The organism is Hydrogenovibrio marinus (genome assembly GCF_013340845.1).
GTDB lineage: Bacteria > Pseudomonadota > Gammaproteobacteria > Thiomicrospirales > Thiomicrospiraceae > Hydrogenovibrio > Hydrogenovibrio marinus.
This window is the reverse complement of the sequence record NZ_AP020335.1, coordinates 2,046,214-2,062,178: the sequence shown is the minus strand read 5'-3', so window position 1 is coordinate 2,062,178 and position 15,965 is coordinate 2,046,214. Positions and strand designations below refer to the sequence as shown.

The 15,965-nt window shown below is 42.3% G+C and carries 10 protein-coding genes; 4 read left to right on the top strand and 6 right to left on the bottom strand.

The annotated features are described in order from the left end of the window. Window positions 1-15: 15 nt before the first annotated feature. The 4 genes from HVMH_RS09820 to HVMH_RS09805 all read right to left on the bottom strand — a co-directional run bounded on the left by HVMH_RS09820 (window position 16) and on the right by HVMH_RS09805 (window position 4,657). Window positions 16-849, bottom strand: coding sequence for an NAD-dependent epimerase/dehydratase family protein (locus HVMH_RS09820; RefSeq protein ID WP_029912666.1), 834 nt, complete (start codon window positions 847-849; stop codon window positions 16-18). A gap of 186 nt (window positions 850-1,035) precedes the next feature. After that, on the bottom strand, window positions 1,036-2,238 hold the full coding sequence (locus tag HVMH_RS09815; RefSeq protein ID WP_029912669.1) for an OmpP1/FadL family transporter: 1,203 nt from the start codon (window positions 2,236-2,238) through the stop codon (window positions 1,036-1,038). A 557-nt stretch (window positions 2,239-2,795) separates the two neighbouring features. Further along, on the bottom strand, window positions 2,796-3,365 hold the full coding sequence (locus HVMH_RS09810; RefSeq protein ID WP_029912674.1) for a DUF302 domain-containing protein: 570 nt from the start codon (window positions 3,363-3,365) through the stop codon (window positions 2,796-2,798). Window positions 3,366-3,532: 167 nt separating this feature from the next. Next, window positions 3,533-4,657: a 4-phosphoerythronate dehydrogenase gene (locus HVMH_RS09805; RefSeq protein ID WP_029912676.1), complete on the bottom strand. Its 1,125-nt coding sequence runs from the start codon at window positions 4,655-4,657 to the stop codon at window positions 3,533-3,535. 99 nt (window positions 4,658-4,756) lie between these two features. On the opposite strand from HVMH_RS09805, the gene HVMH_RS09800 reads away from it, so the two are divergent. From HVMH_RS09800 to HVMH_RS09785, 4 genes are all read left to right on the top strand, one after another. Next, window positions 4,757-5,389, top strand: coding sequence for an alpha/beta hydrolase (locus tag HVMH_RS09800; protein WP_029912679.1), 633 nt, complete (start codon window positions 4,757-4,759; stop codon window positions 5,387-5,389). A gap of 183 nt (window positions 5,390-5,572) precedes the next feature. Beyond that, on the top strand, window positions 5,573-6,976 hold the full coding sequence (locus HVMH_RS09795; protein WP_029912681.1) for a TolC family protein: 1,404 nt from the start codon (window positions 5,573-5,575) through the stop codon (window positions 6,974-6,976). A gap of 56 nt (window positions 6,977-7,032) precedes the next feature. Then, window positions 7,033-8,133 (top strand): efflux RND transporter periplasmic adaptor subunit, encoded by a 1,101-nt coding sequence (locus HVMH_RS09790; protein ID WP_029912684.1) that lies wholly within the window; start codon window positions 7,033-7,035, stop codon window positions 8,131-8,133. 14 nt (window positions 8,134-8,147) lie between these two features. Continuing rightward, window positions 8,148-11,483 carry an efflux RND transporter permease subunit gene (locus HVMH_RS09785; protein ID WP_051623132.1) on the top strand — a complete coding sequence of 1,112 codons (3,336 nt, stop codon included), beginning with the start codon at window positions 8,148-8,150 and terminating at the stop codon, window positions 11,481-11,483. 99 nt (window positions 11,484-11,582) lie between these two features. On the opposite strand, the gene HVMH_RS09780 is transcribed toward HVMH_RS09785, so the two are convergent. Both HVMH_RS09780 and HVMH_RS09775 read right to left on the bottom strand, forming a co-directional pair. After that, entirely contained in the window at window positions 11,583-12,638 is a 1,056-nt protein-coding gene (locus HVMH_RS09780; RefSeq protein ID WP_051623133.1) for a CobW family GTP-binding protein, read from the bottom strand. A gap of 10 nt (window positions 12,639-12,648) precedes the next feature. Beyond that, window positions 12,649-15,759 (bottom strand): bifunctional diguanylate cyclase/phosphodiesterase, encoded by a 3,111-nt coding sequence (locus HVMH_RS09775; RefSeq protein WP_029912693.1) that lies wholly within the window; start codon window positions 15,757-15,759, stop codon window positions 12,649-12,651. Window positions 15,760-15,965: the final 206 nt, after the last annotated feature.

The window sequence follows — 15,965 nt, the reverse complement described above, 5'->3', positions numbered from 1 at the left end:
AGTTTTGGTGTTAGATTAATAGTTTTCTAACATTTCTCCATAGCCTTCTCTGTATGAAGGATATTTAAAATCATAACCCGTCGCACGAATTTTAGCGTTTGATAAACGTTTGTTGCTTCTTTGTGCGCGACTGTTTTCCGTTGGTTCCAAGTGTTCAATGTCTTGAGGTACGGAAAGTTGGTCCGCCAACCACTCGTAAACGTCACAGGTGAGTGTCGGTTCGTCATCAACGCCGATATATAGATCTTCAACCTTGTCATAGTTCATTAAGTGAGACATCATGCCTACACAATCTTCAGAGTGAATACGGTTGCTATAAACGCCTTCCATACAGTGCGCTTTGCCTTTAAGTACCAAATCAATCAAATGAGTTCTTCCCGGACCGTAAATGCCGCCGAAGCGAATAATCGTTGCAGGAAATGGTGCGTTGAACGCCAACTCTTCACCTTCTAAAAGGCGTTGACTGGTAAAGTGCTTCGCTTCCGTTGCACTTTGCTCCGTGACCACTTCACCATCATTCTGTCCAAAAACAGAGGTGCTGGAAACAAAAAATAAGCGTTTGATGTTTTGCCCGTTTAAAGACTGAATAACGTTTTTTAGCCCTAAGACATAAGCTTGATAATAGGCAATGTCTTTATGGCTACTAGCCGAGACGATATAAAAAACGTAATCAATGTTTTCCGGTATTTCCGGTGGCTGAGAAAAAAGGTCTGCTGCAATTGGAGAAATGCTATCAGGAAGTGTTTCGACATTGCGTCGAATACCAAAAATTTTGTGCCCATCGGCCGTTAGGATATCTGCCAAACGACAGCCTAAATCTCCACATCCTGCTATTAAAACTCTTGCCACTTTTGAATCCCCGTGAGTGAAAACTGAATTTTTCCGCAGTATGCACTAATTTCAAAAAATAATAAATGACAAATTGTTTACAACAACCAAATTTATTTAAAAACCTGCCAGGTTGGGGTGAATAGATTTGCAGATATAAAAAAGCCGCTCGGAGAGCGGCTTTAATTTATGAAGGTTCTAATTAGATTAGAAGTTCATACGTAAAGAAACCGTGTACCCGATTTGCGAGTGAGTGGTTTTTTCATATGATGTTGTGCTACCACCCAACGCTCCTGATACTTGACCTGTTTGAATTGTTTTATTAACTTCCGGTGCGTAAACAATCGCGCCATCAATCGCCATGTTTTTGGTGACTTTAACACCACCACCAAAAGTAACGTGGCTTGTTACAATACCAGGGAAGAACACGTTGTTAAACATGTTGACGGCTTCATTTCTATAGCTAGTTTCAGAAAGTTTTTTAATTGGATCGTCGCCGTAGTTGAAACCAACGCCCGCCCAGTAGCCTTGACCTTGGTATTTACCACCTAGAGCAAACACATTTTGGTCTTTCCAGTTAAAGTCTTTATAACCTTTTGCCGAGCCCCAAGCGATTTGCTTGTAGTCTGCTGTGATAGTGTAGTTACCCATTCCGTAAGCAACACCAGCTTTGATTTCTGCTGGTTGCTCTAAATGATCTGTAAATCCAGTTAAGCTGAATCCTGATGCAGCAGTAGTGATTTGGTTTTTATATTTCATATCAATCGCAGACTGGTATGAAATACCGACAGTCAGGTTTTGCATAATGTCGAAGTAACCGCCAAGGTTATAACCCATACCTAAGTCAGATGACATGCCATTACCAACAGTAGCATTAGTAGAGTTTTTGTAGTTGATGTCCAATGCCCCGTACTGGATAACTGGAGCGAAACCAATACCAAACTTATCAGTGTTGTATGCTAGCGTTGGTGCAAATTTCATTAATTGAAGGTTGCTGTATGCTCTGAAAAGTTTTGGATCGTCTTGGTAGTCAACACCCATACCCGCGGAACCGAAAATACCTAGACCGAATGTTAGGTTGTTGCTTAGGCGGGTAGATAAGGACACTTCTGGAATAATATTAGTATCATTTCCGCTTTTAGATGAAGTTGCGCCTGAAATGTTAGCTTCAGCTTTTACATCAGGTTTAAATAGTGTGCCACCAATAGCGAATTCAGTTCCTTGGGATTTTCCTAGTAGACCTGGGTTGGTTAGGGCGTTTTCTGAGCCCATGAACATAGCGGCACCAGTACCACCCATTGCGCGTGAGTGGGCACCAAGTCCGATTAGGCTGTCACCGTTAGTTGCTAATGCAGGAGTTGAAACAACAGCTGTTGCAGCAATTGCTAATGCAATACGAGTCATCTTCATTTTTTCATTACTCTCTTGTAGTTGAATTTTTTTGTAGCTCTTATTCTCTTCCTTGAGAAACAGGTGTTCTTCCTTTGAACACTGGGCTACGTGCTTGTCGGAGACTACTATGCCTAAGAGTCTTGTGGGTTGATAATCAAAAAAATTTTATCTTGTATTAGCGGCATTAATTAAAAGTCTTGAGAAAGGATGGTTTTATTTGGTCGAAAGCGTAAAAAAATCGTAACTTATTGATTTTAAATGAAATAAGAGTTTATTAATATAAGTAATTGCTGTTATTTTTAAAAATTGCAGAGATGTTTAAAATAATTTTATGGTGAGAGAGCTTTTTTTTATCACTAGTTATTAATATGTTAATTTTCGAATATTAGAGGGTGTTTAACTCATGTTGTCTCTGGTTTAGTGGGGCGGTGTATATGCTTGAGATTGCATAGGGAGTAATATTGGTGGCTGATTTAGAGTAGATAAAGAGAATTGGTGCTTGAAGATAAAAATAAAAAAGCCCGAACAAGTCGGGCTTTTGAATAGCTACTTTTTGCACTTAGTATAGAGACTTCTTAGAAAGAACCTGTTTTACCTTTTTGTAGCATTTCCCAGATAGTGTTACGCACTTTCATGGTTGCTTCACGTAGCTCTGGAGGCATTTTTTTACCCATTTTGATCGCCATGTCCATATTCATTGAATAAAGATGTAGACCATCTTTTTCACCAACGATTGTCACACGGCATGGTAGGAAGCCACCCATAGCAGGTGAGAAGTCTAGCATTTTGCGAGCTGTTTCTGGGTTACAGAAAGACATAACGTAAACAGTGTCAGACTTGATGCCGCGAGCATTCAATTCTTTTGAAAGAGGAAGTTCACCAACGTTTTTAATATTATTATTGATTCCCACGTTGTTGATTGCATCGATAACATCCTGTAGCTCAACACCATCGTCAACTTTCACTTCCCACATGGTTGCAGAAGCGATGTCACCATCGTTCTTGACCCATTTATCCCAGATTTGCATGAAAGTTTCGCCAGCACCTGGTGCTAGGTTGTTAATTGCATTAATTGTGCCGCAACCTGAAAGGGTAGAAATCGCTGCTGCAACTAGGGCAACTTTGAAAAGGTTTACTAATTTCATTAAGGTATCTCCATTGAGTTGTCGAATTGATATGTATCAATTTTTCAGATAGCAAGGTTACTCTTGTCATCTATAAAAGAAAAATTAAATTTTTTGTGAAGGAATAACTATATTTTATAGTTAATAAACGAACTCTAATATTTGCGGATTACTAAATAATTATTTGCTTATATTAATTTAACCTTGAAGCCAAGGGCTTTCAAACGGTTGTTTTCCACTTCAGGGCGGTTGCTTTTAACCGTGAATTCCGTCCATTCATGATGGGTAGGATAGTGGCGTCTGTAATATTCAAATTTTTTATGAATCTCATCAATCTCATTTGAACGTATGGCGAGGTCATCAATGACTGGGTCGTAGCAATGATGTACGAGTTTAAATAGCATGGACTGAAAACTGTCGCCGTAACTTGCGGTTAAAGGTTCTGTTGGATGAGGGACTTGTGCTTTCCAATGGGACTGTATTGGCTGGTTCCAATGCTGACATAAGACTTCATAGACCATGCTGCTACCTTTGATTTTTGCTTCTAGCGCATGACCAGCTATATGAGGTGTGGCAATATCCGCTTTCTGATATAAGTTGGCATCTATGTTGGGTTCGTTCTCCCAGCAGTCAATGATATTGATGTCGGTTTCAGTTTTTGACCAGACGCTTTCGTCAATGATTCCGCCTCTAGCTGCGTTGATGACAACCGTAGAAGGATGAATTAAATGAAAATTGTTCTGGTTCAATAAATGGTGTGAAGGGTATTTTCCATCTTTTGTTAATGGGGTGTGGAAGCTAATGATGTCAGCAGATAAGGCTTTGTCTAAATCCACAAAATGAGGTAAATCTTCTTTTTCTTGTCGAGGAGGGTCGTTCAAAAAGACGGTCATACCCAGAGCGATGGCTTTTTGTTCCAAAAGCTTACCCACATTTCCAACGCCAATAATGCCTAGGGATTTTTCACTAAGCTCAAATCCGTGTTCTTCTGCAAAGTGTAATAAAGCACTGATAACATATTCGGAAACCGAGTTCGCATTGCAGCCCTGAGCGGAATAAAAATGTATGTTTTTCGAGGCTAAGTAGTCTTGATCAATGTGATCCAGACCTACGACGGTACTTCCCACAAATTCCACAGAGGAGTTTTTCAGAAGAGATTGGTTAACTTGAGTGCGTGAGCGGACAATGAGTGCATCGGCATCTTTTACGGTTTCTGAGGTGATTTCTCGGCCTGGAACCAATGTCACTTCCCCTAAATGGGAAAAAATGTTTTCAGCAAATGGAACGGCGTCATCAATAATCAATTTTTTCATGGTATGTTTTCTATTAGTGTCAAATCTCATTGTTATTATATAGAGTCAAGAAAAGTGACTAAATAAATCTTGTAAATGAACGCTCTTGGGTAAAGAAATATGTCAAAAACAATTATGGGTGATGCTGGGCAATTAGAAATCCGTCTGACGTTACCGGGGGCTAAAAAGTCTGAAGCCAATCAAAAACATGATCACTATGTAAAACATTGGGTGGTTCTGAGTCACCCGCATCCAAAGTTTGGCGGCACCATGGACAACAAGGTCATAACGACAATGGAAAGAACCTTTCAATCTCTGGGATATGGCACCCTCGCCTATAACTTTAGAGGGGTGGGCGCTTCCGATGGGGAATATGATGGCGGGGATGGTGAGCAACATGATTTGGCTGCCATTGTAAGTTGGCTAAGAGAAAATCATGAAGTAGAGCATTTAACACTAGCCGGCTTTTCTTTTGGAAGTTATGTTAGTTTAAAGCAATGCTCGCCACTAAAGGCGAATGCAATTTGTACCGTAGCGCCAGCAGTGGGGATGTACGATTTTTCAACTATTGATATCAATGTTCCTTGGGTCTTGGTGCAGGGTGGAGAAGATGAAGTGGTTTCGGCTCATGAGGTGATGGACTGGGCTATGAATCAGTTTCATGTCCCAAGTATTTATTATCGCCGCCAAGCGAGCCATTTTTTTCATCAGCAATTAGTTTGGTTAAAACAGGTGATATTACTAGAATATTAGAATTTTCTTATATATAATTTACTTTAATATAAGTATTTACTAATATATTAATAAGATTGATTTATAAAGTATGGTTCATATAGCCTAGCATCGGATTAGTTTTTGTCTGTTATGCTTTAGGACGTGCCTATTCTTTGTTTAAAAAGGTCTGCATACTTTAGAAATTGAGATAGGAACCAAGGAATGATTATGCCTTTTAAACCGAAAAAAATCGTGTTGTCGGTATCAGCGATTCTTGCCAGTACAATGTTGATGAGCTTTTCTGCTCAAGCTCAAGAATATAGCTTTGGTCAGTGCGTTGACTTGACCCTAACACAAAATCCAGAGGTTGGTGCCAGCCGTTACCGTTTGCAACAAGCGGAATCTGCCTTGAAAGAGTCTGATGCTCACCGCTTACCTCAAGTCACATTATCTGCAACGGCGATGAATTCAGATGATGCATTGAATGTTTTTGGAATGAAGCTTAGTCAAAGAGAAGCTAAGCTATCGGATTTTGGTTTTAATAACAGTATGCAGTTTGTTTCTGACGACTTGAATAAGCCGGGTGCTCATTCCGATTTTAATACACGTTTAGAGGTCATGATTCCCGTTTGGAACGGCGGTCGTGTATCCAGTTATCAAGAGCAAGCGAAAGCAATGATTCAAGCCGCGCAGCATGGTGATGCAGCGGTTAAGCAAATGCTGACGTATAACGTTTATCAAGCTTATGAAGGTGTGCACACAGCGAGAGCATTTGTTCAAGTGGCAGAGCAGGCTGTAAAAGCTGCACAGTCTTATGTTGAGACGACCAAGAATATGGTTGAGCAAGGTATCGTGGTTAAGAGTGAGTTGCTGAGTGCTAACGTGCATCTATCTCAAGCGATGACAGCATTGGAAAAAGCACAGACTCAAGAGCAGATCGCAAAAGACAATTTAAGAATGCTGATGAATGTCGATGACCATTCTTCGTTGACAGTTGGCCCGCGTGTTGATTTGACCGTTCCATCAAATGATATTCAAAAATTATTGGATATGGCCAATAACGCCAACCCGCAATTGGAAGCATCACGTGAAGTGGTGCGTTCATCGGTTGCCGCGATAGATGCTAGTAAGGCTGATAACTACCCAAGCTTCAATATCATAGCGCGTGGTGATACGCATGATAAAAACCTTGGGTTCGGTGCTCAATCCTATACTGTAGCGGGCGTTGTCTCTTGGAAGCTGACAGACTTTGGTTTGACATCCAGCAAAATCGACCAAGCAAACGCGCTGGCGAATGAAAAGCAGGCAGCGCTGCAATCCAAAGAAAATCAAACCAAATTAATGGTGCTAAAAGCTTGGCGATCACTTCAGGTCGCCGAGAAACAACGTGATTCAAATAAACTGGCGGTTGGACAAGCGGAAGAAGCTCAGCGTCTTATTATGAAGCGTTATAAAAACGGTGTGGCGACTATGACGGAAGTACTTGCCAGTCAGGCGCAACTTGACCAATCTAGAGCGGATTTGGTTCGTTCGACATTTGAAATCAATATTCAAAAAGCACAGCTCCGCTTGGCGACGGGCACGATGGATATGCGTGATTTACAAACAAAAAGCATGGTGAACTGAGTTCGCTGTTAACAGAATTTACCGTATTAAAAGCTTCGATTTAGGGATGGAAACACATGAAAGTATTAGCTAAAGCGATTGTATTAGGGGTGATGTCGGTTTCGATGGTTGCCTGTCAATCAGAAAATTCGGCTGAAAAAACGCCACCAGTTCAAAACGTGAAAGTGGATGTCGAGACGGTCTCATTAGGCGCTATCCCACTAAAAGTAGTTGTGCCGGGTGCGATTGTTCCAGATCAGAAGGCCATGATTTCTTCACGTCTGATGGGCTATATCAAAGATTTGAATGTGAAAGTTGGTCAATCCGTTAAACAAGGGCAGGAGCTTTTTTCCATTGATTCTTCTGATGTAAAAAGCGGCATTTTGAAAGCCAAGTCAGGTTATCAGCAAGCAGAAGCCGCTTTGTTGGATGCAAAGCTGGACTATGACCGTTTTAAGAAGCTTTATGAAGAAGAGTCTGCTTCCAAGCAACAATTCGATAAGATTAGCTTGCAATACAAAGTTGCACAGGAAAATTTGGTTGCGGCGAAAACCAACCTTGATCAAGCTAAGTCACAACTTCAATACTCTAATGTTAAAGCGCCTTTTAACGGGGTAGTGGTTCAGAAAATGGCGGTTGCTGGCGACCTTGCTGCGCCAGGCAACCCAGTATTGGCTCTAGAAAATAGAGATTCTTTGAGTGTACAAACTCAGGTCTCTCAAGACCTGTACTCGGTATTGCGCATTGGCGATACTGCTGAAGTACTTATTGATGGTCAAGATAAGCCGATGATTGGCACGATTTACACACTAGTCAGCGCGGCTGACCCTAAGACTCGTACCCATACGGTCAAGCTGAGCTTGCCTACCTCTTCAATTGACGTTAACAGTGGAACCTTTACACATGTTGGGTTTAAGCGTGGAGACCGACAAACGATTATGGTACCCAAGTCCGCTGTGGTTGTGAGATCTGGCATTCAAGGCGTTTTTGTAGATGAGAACAATCAAGCGAATTTCAGAATGGTTCGTTTGGGTGAATCTATTGGTGACAACATTGAAGTGAAAGCCGGTCTCAATCTGGGGGATGTGATTGTGGTGAAAAACAACCAAAGTTTGTTGAATGGCGATCATTTGGTCGTGGAGAACAAGCCTGCCGATGTTAAAGCCGCTGATAAATAACAGAGAGCCGAGTCATGTCAGAACAACAAAAAATTGAACAGACCCATAGCGAGGCGCCGTTAAATATGGCAGGGAAACTTGCCAAGATATTTATTCACTCAAAAATCACCATGATGATTATGATTGCCATCATGTTGGCGGGGGTGTTGGCGTATTTAATTACCCCGAGAGAATATAACCCTCAAATTGTGGTACCTGCTGCAAATATCATTGTGCCAAAAGGTGGGGCGACGCCGGAAGAAGTGCAAAATATGGTGGTTAAACCCTTGGAAACCATATTGGGTGCTTTGCCGGGGGTTGATCATACTTTCGGTTATGCCAGTGAAGATTATGGTGTGGTCACGGTACAGTTCAAGGTGGGAGAGAATCAGGTCTCAAGCTTGGTTAAACTCTATAACCAGGTTATGCAAAACATGGATAAGATGCCGCCGGATACCCAGCAGCCGATTATCAAACCAATTAATGTCGATGATGTGCCAATTATGACATTGGCAATTACGTCGAATGATTTGTCCGGCTATGACTTACGTGATGTGTCTTTGAAGTTGGTCGAAAACCTTCGCAATATTCCAGGCGTATCTTTCACCAATGTTGTGGGTGGGAAAACACGCGCCATTAATGTGTTGTTAGACGCTCAAAAGATTTCATTAACGGGATTGTCTCTAGAGCAAATCAGTAAAATGCTGACGGGTAATAACGTTTCATTACCTGTCGGCAGTCTTGTCAACAACAATAAAACCTATCCTGTCAGAGTGAATGGCTACCTTGGCAATGCTCAGCAAGTGGGTAATATCATTATCGGTATTGTCAAAGGACAACCTATTTATTTGAAGGATATTGCCAAAATTACCGACGGTCCGATGGAAACCGATACGGATACTCGTATCGGTTATGGTATGGCATCGCCTAAGTATGCGAATGTCGAAAAACCAGCGGTAACCATTACGATTGCCAAAAAACCGGGAACCAATGCGGTAACCGTGGCGGACGCGGTGCAAGCCAAGCTTGCCGAACTTAAGAAAAGTGTATTGCCAGCCAATGTTCATGTAGATATCACTCGAGATGACGGTAAAAAAGCGAATGCTGCTGTTAACTTGTTGATGGAACATTTGGCGATTGCTGTAGGTTCCGTTGTGGTCATTTTGATTATTTTCTTAGGATGGCGCGAAGCTGGAATCGTTACCTTGACGGTGCCTTTGATTCTGTTTGTGGTGCTGTTTGTGGGTTATGTTTCCGGGCAGACCATTAACCGTATTACATTGTTCGCCTTGATCCTTTCGTTGGGGTTATTGGTGGATGCCGCCATCGTGGTCATAGAGAATATTCACCGGCATATTCATCATGGCTTTGACCCGAAGGAGTTTGATCAAGTATTGATTCGTGCCACCAATGAAATCGGGAATCCAACTAACGTTGCAACCTTTGCGGTAATCTTGGCCTTTATTCCAATGTTGTTCGTAACCGGGATGATGGGGCCGTTCATGGCGCCAATTCCGTTTAACGTGCCTGTGGCGATGATTGCTTCTTTGGTCATTGCCTATATTTTAGTGCCTTATGCTTCTTACCGTTTCTTAGGAAAGAGCGCTATCGCCGAGATGCAAGCTCGTGAAAGTACGGAATCGCATCATGTGCATCAAGAAGACTGGATGCAAAAGCTTTATGGTAAGACGATTGTTCCTTTACTGGATAGTCGTACTAAGCGCAATGTGTTCTTAGCAGCGGTATTGGTGTCGTTAATTGCGGCGATGATTCAGCCTGCGTTACAGTTCATCCGTTCAGATGGGATGAACCATCCACTTCATGCTGGTGGCGTTGAGGTGAAGATGTTGCCTTATGACAATACCAGTACTTTTCTTGTGCAAGTGGATGTGCCAGAGGGCACGGCACTTGAGGCTACGGATATCGTGGTGCGTCGTGTCGGCGAAGTTTTGAGGCATACGCCTTTTGTGACTGACTATAGCGTGTATCTTGGTGAACATGCGCCAATTGATTTTGCGGCACTGGTTCGTGGTGACTTGATTAAGAAGGGCGCTAATTTTGCGCAGATTCGTGTGAATCTGGTCAATAAGCATGACCGTGACCAATCGTCACATGAGATTGTCCAATCTTTCAACAAAGCATTGAAGTCAGTTCGAGTCAGCTTCCCTTCAGCGAATATCAAGATTTATGAAACGCCTCCGGGGCCGCCGGTGACGACACAAATTTTGGCTGAACTTTATGGGCCTGATTACGATAAGTTGCGTGAAGCGGCGAAAGAAATCAATGCCAAAATGCATCATGTTTACGGGATGATCAATATTGATGACACGGTAACGGCGACCACGCAAAGCTATGAAATCAACATTGATCGTACGCAAGCAAATTTGTTGGGGGTGGTGCCAGCGAAGGTTTCTAAGATGCTGCGTGATTATATCAACGGGTTCGAGTTGGGTTATATGCACTTGGATAATGTGCGTGAGCCAGTGAATATCATTGTGCGATTGCCACGTTCAGAAAGAACGGTGCCACAGCAGTTGTTGTCATTGATGGTGACTTCTCGCTCTGGGGAATCAGTGCCTATTTCCGCATTCGCGACGATTAAAAAAGTTGAGAAAGCCAAGCCGATTATGGGGCGTGATCAACATCAGATGGTGATGGTTGGTGGAGAGTTGTTACAATCCAGCCCGGTTTATGCAGTTTTGACGCTGGATAAAATGCTGGATGGTGTGAAGTTGCCTGGTTCTGGTGTGACTTTCCATACGGGTAACCTTGGCTTTATCAATGCCCAGCCAAAAGATGTGATGAGTTACACCCTATTGTGGGGTGGTGAGATGCGTTTGACGTTGGATGTATTCCGAGATATGGGAAGTGCATTTATCGTGGCATTGATCTTTATCTACTTGATTCTGGTAGGTTATTACCGCTCATTTATGATGCCTGTCATCGTTATGGGTGCGATTCCGTTAACGATGATTGGGGTTTTCCCAGGGCACTGGTTGACAGGTCAGGCGTTTACGGCAACCTCCATGATTGGGGTCATTGCCCTCGCTGGGATAGTGGTGCGAAACTCCTTGCTGTTGATCGATTTTATACTGGAATATCGCCGTGAAGGTTATAGTCTTCACGATGCAGTCATTCAAGCAGGTAAGGTGCGTTTCAGACCTATTCTGTTAACAGCGTTGGCGATTATGTTCGGGTCTATGATTATGATTACGGATCCGGTATTCGGTGGATTGGCAGTTTCGTTGATTTTTGGAACGCTTTCTTCCACAGTATTGACCTTGCTGGTGATTCCATTGTTGTATTTCATCTGGCAATGGCACAGCGGTGTGAAGTACACAGAAGGCGGTTTGCCTCGCCCAGAAAAATAAACATAAGCACTGTTGAAACAAAAAAAGCCCGTCACCAAATGGTCACGGGCTTTTTTATTGGCATTTTCAATCTACCCCAACCTGGCAGATTTTTATTGATTAACGGAATTTGATAGCGGAGTCGAGCGCGCGCTCGAAAGCTTGAAAGTCAAACTCGGCATCTTCTGCAAGTAACAGTTCTATTCGGCTATCTTTTCGGTAAGCAATGATTTCTCTAGTAGCCGTTTGAGACACGTATTGAAATAGCATACGGGGATTGCCCACTCGGAAAATGCCCTTTGCCCTCAACACTGAAGGTGTGTGTTGAAACTGCTCAAACAAATCAAAAACCTTTTTCCAGTCAAACACCAAGCTGGCATCAAATATCCAGCCAATCGATTGTGCATGCGGGTTTTTTTGGTAAGCACGCTCAATGACACCTTCTATATTGATAGGTTCAAAAGGCAGGGTGTGAATTGAAGGGGCAGCGTTTTCAATCAGCAGTGGATAGTTGTTTGCTGTTTCGGTTTGTAGTGAAAAACGAAAGTGCTCTGAGATGAAGTGTTCACCGTAGATTTCGGCAATATCCACCTCGGCATTTTTGGTTTTCAGTATGCTGCGTTTGCTGGGAAATATATGGTCTCGGCAATATGCTTCTAAAGCTTCTACTTGAGAGGTTTCTGCAAGATCTGCTTTATTCAACAGAATAATGTCCGCCATGTTCAATAGGCTTTGGAAAATGGCTTTGTCGCGAAAGTCTTCTACGGTAAGGCGGCTGGCGTCAAACACCGAGAAAAGGGTTTGAATGTCAAAAAGTGGTGCACATTCTAACGACTTGAGCACATCTACGACAGTTTCGGGTTCGCCTAGCCCCGTCGGTTCGATGATCAAACGATCTGGCCGGAGTTTTTTGGCGATGTCTACTAGGTTTTGTTTGAGCTCTCCTTTGGCGGTACAGCAAATGCAGCCACCAGGGATTTCATGTGTAGATACTTTGGCATCGGCAAGGCTTTCAGGCGCCAGAATGGCACCGTCTATGCCTACAACGCCGAATTCATTGATCAGTAGTGCCCAACGTTCTTCTGGCGGTTTTTGTGATACCAGATGGCGAACAAAGGTGGTTTTCCCTGAACCCAGAGCGCCGGAAATTAAGTTGACGGCAATGCGGGGCTTCATCTTATTCCGATCAGCTGAGAGTACATTCTTGATTGTTTAGAGCGTATTCAATGAAGTCATTGAATGGTAGGGGTTGGCTATAGTAGAACCCCTGAACTTCCTGGCAGTTTAATTGCTCTAACATTTCTTTTTGAGTGATGGTTTCAACCCCTTCGGCAATAGAACGGATGTTCATGGCGTTTGCCATCTCAATGATGGAGCGAACGATTGCGAGATCTTTGGGTTTTTCAATATCATCAATGAATGACTTATCGATCTTTAGCTTGTTGACCGGGAAGTGCTTGATGTAAGCCAAAGAGGAATAGCCTGTACCGAAGTCGTCAATCGCGATTTTGGTACCGTTCTTCGAAAGCTTTTCTAAAATCTCGGTGACAGCAGTGTGATTTTCCATCAGGATACTTTCGGTCACTTCTAGTTCCAAGCACTCTGGATGGCAGTTGTTTCGCTTGATGGTATCTTGTATAAAATCTGCCAGGTTGGGGTCTTTGAACTGCAACGCAGATAAATTCACCGCGATTAATAAGGGTTCTTTAAACTGCTCTTGGAAAGGTTGCACATCTGAAAGCGCTTGCTGAATAAGCCAATGGCCCAGTGGAATGATTAGGTTTGAACTTTCCAATGTTGGGATGAATTCAAGCGGCGGAATTAGAGAGCCATCTTCTTTTTGCCAACGTACTAATACTTCTGCACCGATGACTCGCCCTGTTTTGAGTTCGATCTGAGGTTGATAGTAAAGTACGAACTCTTCTTTTTCTAAAGCGCGCGCTAAGTCAATTTCAAGGTTACGTTCTTGAATGGCTCGTTCCTGCATTTCTCTTTGATAGAATTCAAAGTTATTTTGATCGTTTTTTCGGGCACGGTTAAGGGCGGTCAGTGCTTGCTGAATGATTTCTTCAGGCGTGTTCTGGCTTTGGGTGTCGAAGAGGGTCACGCCCAAAGAGATTTGGATGTTTACTTGTTCGTTAGCCAGTTGGAATGGCAGCTCAAACCGCTGGTTAATCGCATTCATGATGTGATTGACCTGTTGGTTAAGGCTGACTGTCTTGCTGTTGTTGAGTTGGCATAAAATGGTGAATTCATCACTACCGATACGGCTGATAGAGGTGTTGATGGAGTCTTTGAGTTGAATGTTCTTCAAGCGGTTTGCTGTTTCAATTAGAATTTCATCACCTGCTAAATGCCCTAGCGTTTCATTCAGAGTTTTGAAACGCTTAATGTTCACAATGACCAAGATGACGTTAAAAGAGACATTGGCTTGCTGTTCTTGCAGTAAGAACTGTTCGATTTTTTGTTTAAGGAATGAGCGATTCGCCAACCCTGTTAGATCGTCATGGTTTTTCAAGTACGAAATTTCGGATTCTGCTTGTTTACTTTGTGTGATGTCGATGCGATGTAGAATATAGTTTGTTATTTTCTGATTATCGTCGAAAACAGCGGTGATGGTTTGATAGACCTGATACTCTGTGCCATCTTTACGGCGACTCCAAGTCTCACCGTTCCAGCGACCAGTTTTGGTAACGGTCTTCCATATGTCATCGTAAAAAGACAATGGGTGCTTGCTCGATCTAAGCATATCGGGACGACGACCAAAAACCTCACTTTCGGTATAGCCAGTCATTTCCGTGAATGCTTGGTTTGTTTTTAGAATCTTGGCGTCTTTATCGGTAATAATAATGGATTCCTGAGATTCGAATGCAATAGCGGAAATATTCTGAGAGGTTTGGTGTGCTTGTTCAGCTTCTCTAAATCTTAAACGTTCAAGCGCCAGGCTGACTTCATCAATCAGCTCCTGAATGATCTTAACGACTTTTTTGTTGAAAAAGTTGGGTTTCAGCGCATAGAAAACAATAATTGCTTCCACATCTTTGCCTCGCATAATCGGAAACGCGGCAAGAGAATGGATGCCCCATTTCATGGCTTCACTAAACCATGGTCTGGAACTTTCAGTGAGTGAATAGTCATTTTGTATCACAGCTTTTTTAGTGCGATAGGCAATGCCAACAGCACCTTGACCCTCTGGAATGTTTGGGTCGACGGAAACTTGAATATTGCTCAAAACTTCTTGGCCAATACCAGACATGGCAACCGGATTCACCCAGTTACTGTTGAGCTGTTTAACCGCAACCCAACATGATGGAATACGGATATAGCGAATAATGATGTCGGTAATTGTTTGGTAAATTTCTTCTTTAGTCGCTAAAGCTGAAGCGGCATGGTTGGCTTCGCTTAACGCATGATAAATGTTCTTTTGTTGTTCTAAGTCTTCAAGCGTTATGACTAAGTTTTTATTCACATGAAATAGTCTGTACAAAGACAGAGAAATAAAAGTCAGGAACAACAAGCTGATAATGACCAATGTCAGGTTGTACCAGAAGCTCAGCTTAACATCGTTATTAGTTTCAGTCTGATAAAGTGCATGAACACTTAAAATATTTTCTTTAAGTGGCAGGTCAATAATTTGATGGTAAACACCGGACAGTCTTTGTTGTAGATCAATGAGCTGTCTGCTCTGGAAGATTAAAGGTTTGCAGGCATCAATCGTGACAGTGTTTTCAAATCGGTTTGTAGTGTTCTCAAAGTGGTCAATAGTGTCTGTTTTGATAGCTAATAGCGACAGCTGGTTCGCATGGATTAAATCTGATAAAGCATTGCGCTGAGTGCTGGTGCTTAAATGATCCTGACATTGTTCAAGCTCTCTTTGGAATTGAATGCGGCTTTGAGAGATTTGGCGAAATAAAAGATTGAACTCTGACATAAACTCCTTAAGTGAATTTACGGTTTGTTCCAATTTGAAAAGCGCATTGTTGATTTGTGGCGTATCGTGGTCGTGTGACTGAATCTCCGTGAGAAGCTTTTGGATATTTAGAGTGTGTTTTGTGAGCGCCTGAGAGTCAAGTTGATGGTCTTCAGAAAAGAAAATAACCGATTTTGAAAAATCGATTTCTTCACCAATCAATTCAATAGTGTTGTTAAGGATCAAGTCCCTGTGCTTAATCTGGTTTGTTTTTTGGAAAAGAAAGGTTGCCAGTGTCAGTAATGAAATGACAAAAATCAGAATGACGTATTTTCCATATTTGATAAAACGGTCGTTATAGAGCGTTTTCTTTTGGCTTTGTATCATGCACTACTCGGTGTTGGCAACAATATCGCAATGTGTAATAGGTTAAGTCATTTCTTTACACAACGTGGCTCACATTTTCATTAATTTTTAATGGAATTGCAAATCCCTTTTTTTTTAAAGGGTAATTTTGTTTTGAAAAAGTGAAAATGCGACTGTTCTGAACAGTGTGTCAAGTATAAGCTTCAGCGATGCAAACATCTGACGAG

Coding starts and splice junctions, on each gene's coding strand:
- HVMH_RS09815 (WP_029912669.1), bottom strand. CDS start 2,238: ATGAAGATGACTCGTATTGCATTAGCAATTGCTGCAACAGCTGTTGTT.
- HVMH_RS09785 (WP_051623132.1), top strand. CDS start 8,148: ATGTCAGAACAACAAAAAATTGAACAGACCCATAGCGAGGCGCCGTTA.
- HVMH_RS09790 (WP_029912684.1), top strand. CDS start 7,033: ATGAAAGTATTAGCTAAAGCGATTGTATTAGGGGTGATGTCGGTTTCG.
- HVMH_RS09810 (WP_029912674.1), bottom strand. CDS start 3,365: ATGAAATTAGTAAACCTTTTCAAAGTTGCCCTAGTTGCAGCAGCGATT.
- HVMH_RS09795 (WP_029912681.1), top strand. CDS start 5,573: ATGATTATGCCTTTTAAACCGAAAAAAATCGTGTTGTCGGTATCAGCG.
- HVMH_RS09800 (WP_029912679.1), top strand. CDS start 4,757: ATGTCAAAAACAATTATGGGTGATGCTGGGCAATTAGAAATCCGTCTG.
- HVMH_RS09780 (WP_051623133.1), bottom strand. CDS start 12,638: ATGAAGCCCCGCATTGCCGTCAACTTAATTTCCGGCGCTCTGGGTTCA.
- HVMH_RS09775 (WP_029912693.1), bottom strand. CDS start 15,759: ATGATACAAAGCCAAAAGAAAACGCTCTATAACGACCGTTTTATCAAA.
- HVMH_RS09805 (WP_029912676.1), bottom strand. CDS start 4,657: ATGAAAAAATTGATTATTGATGACGCCGTTCCATTTGCTGAAAACATT.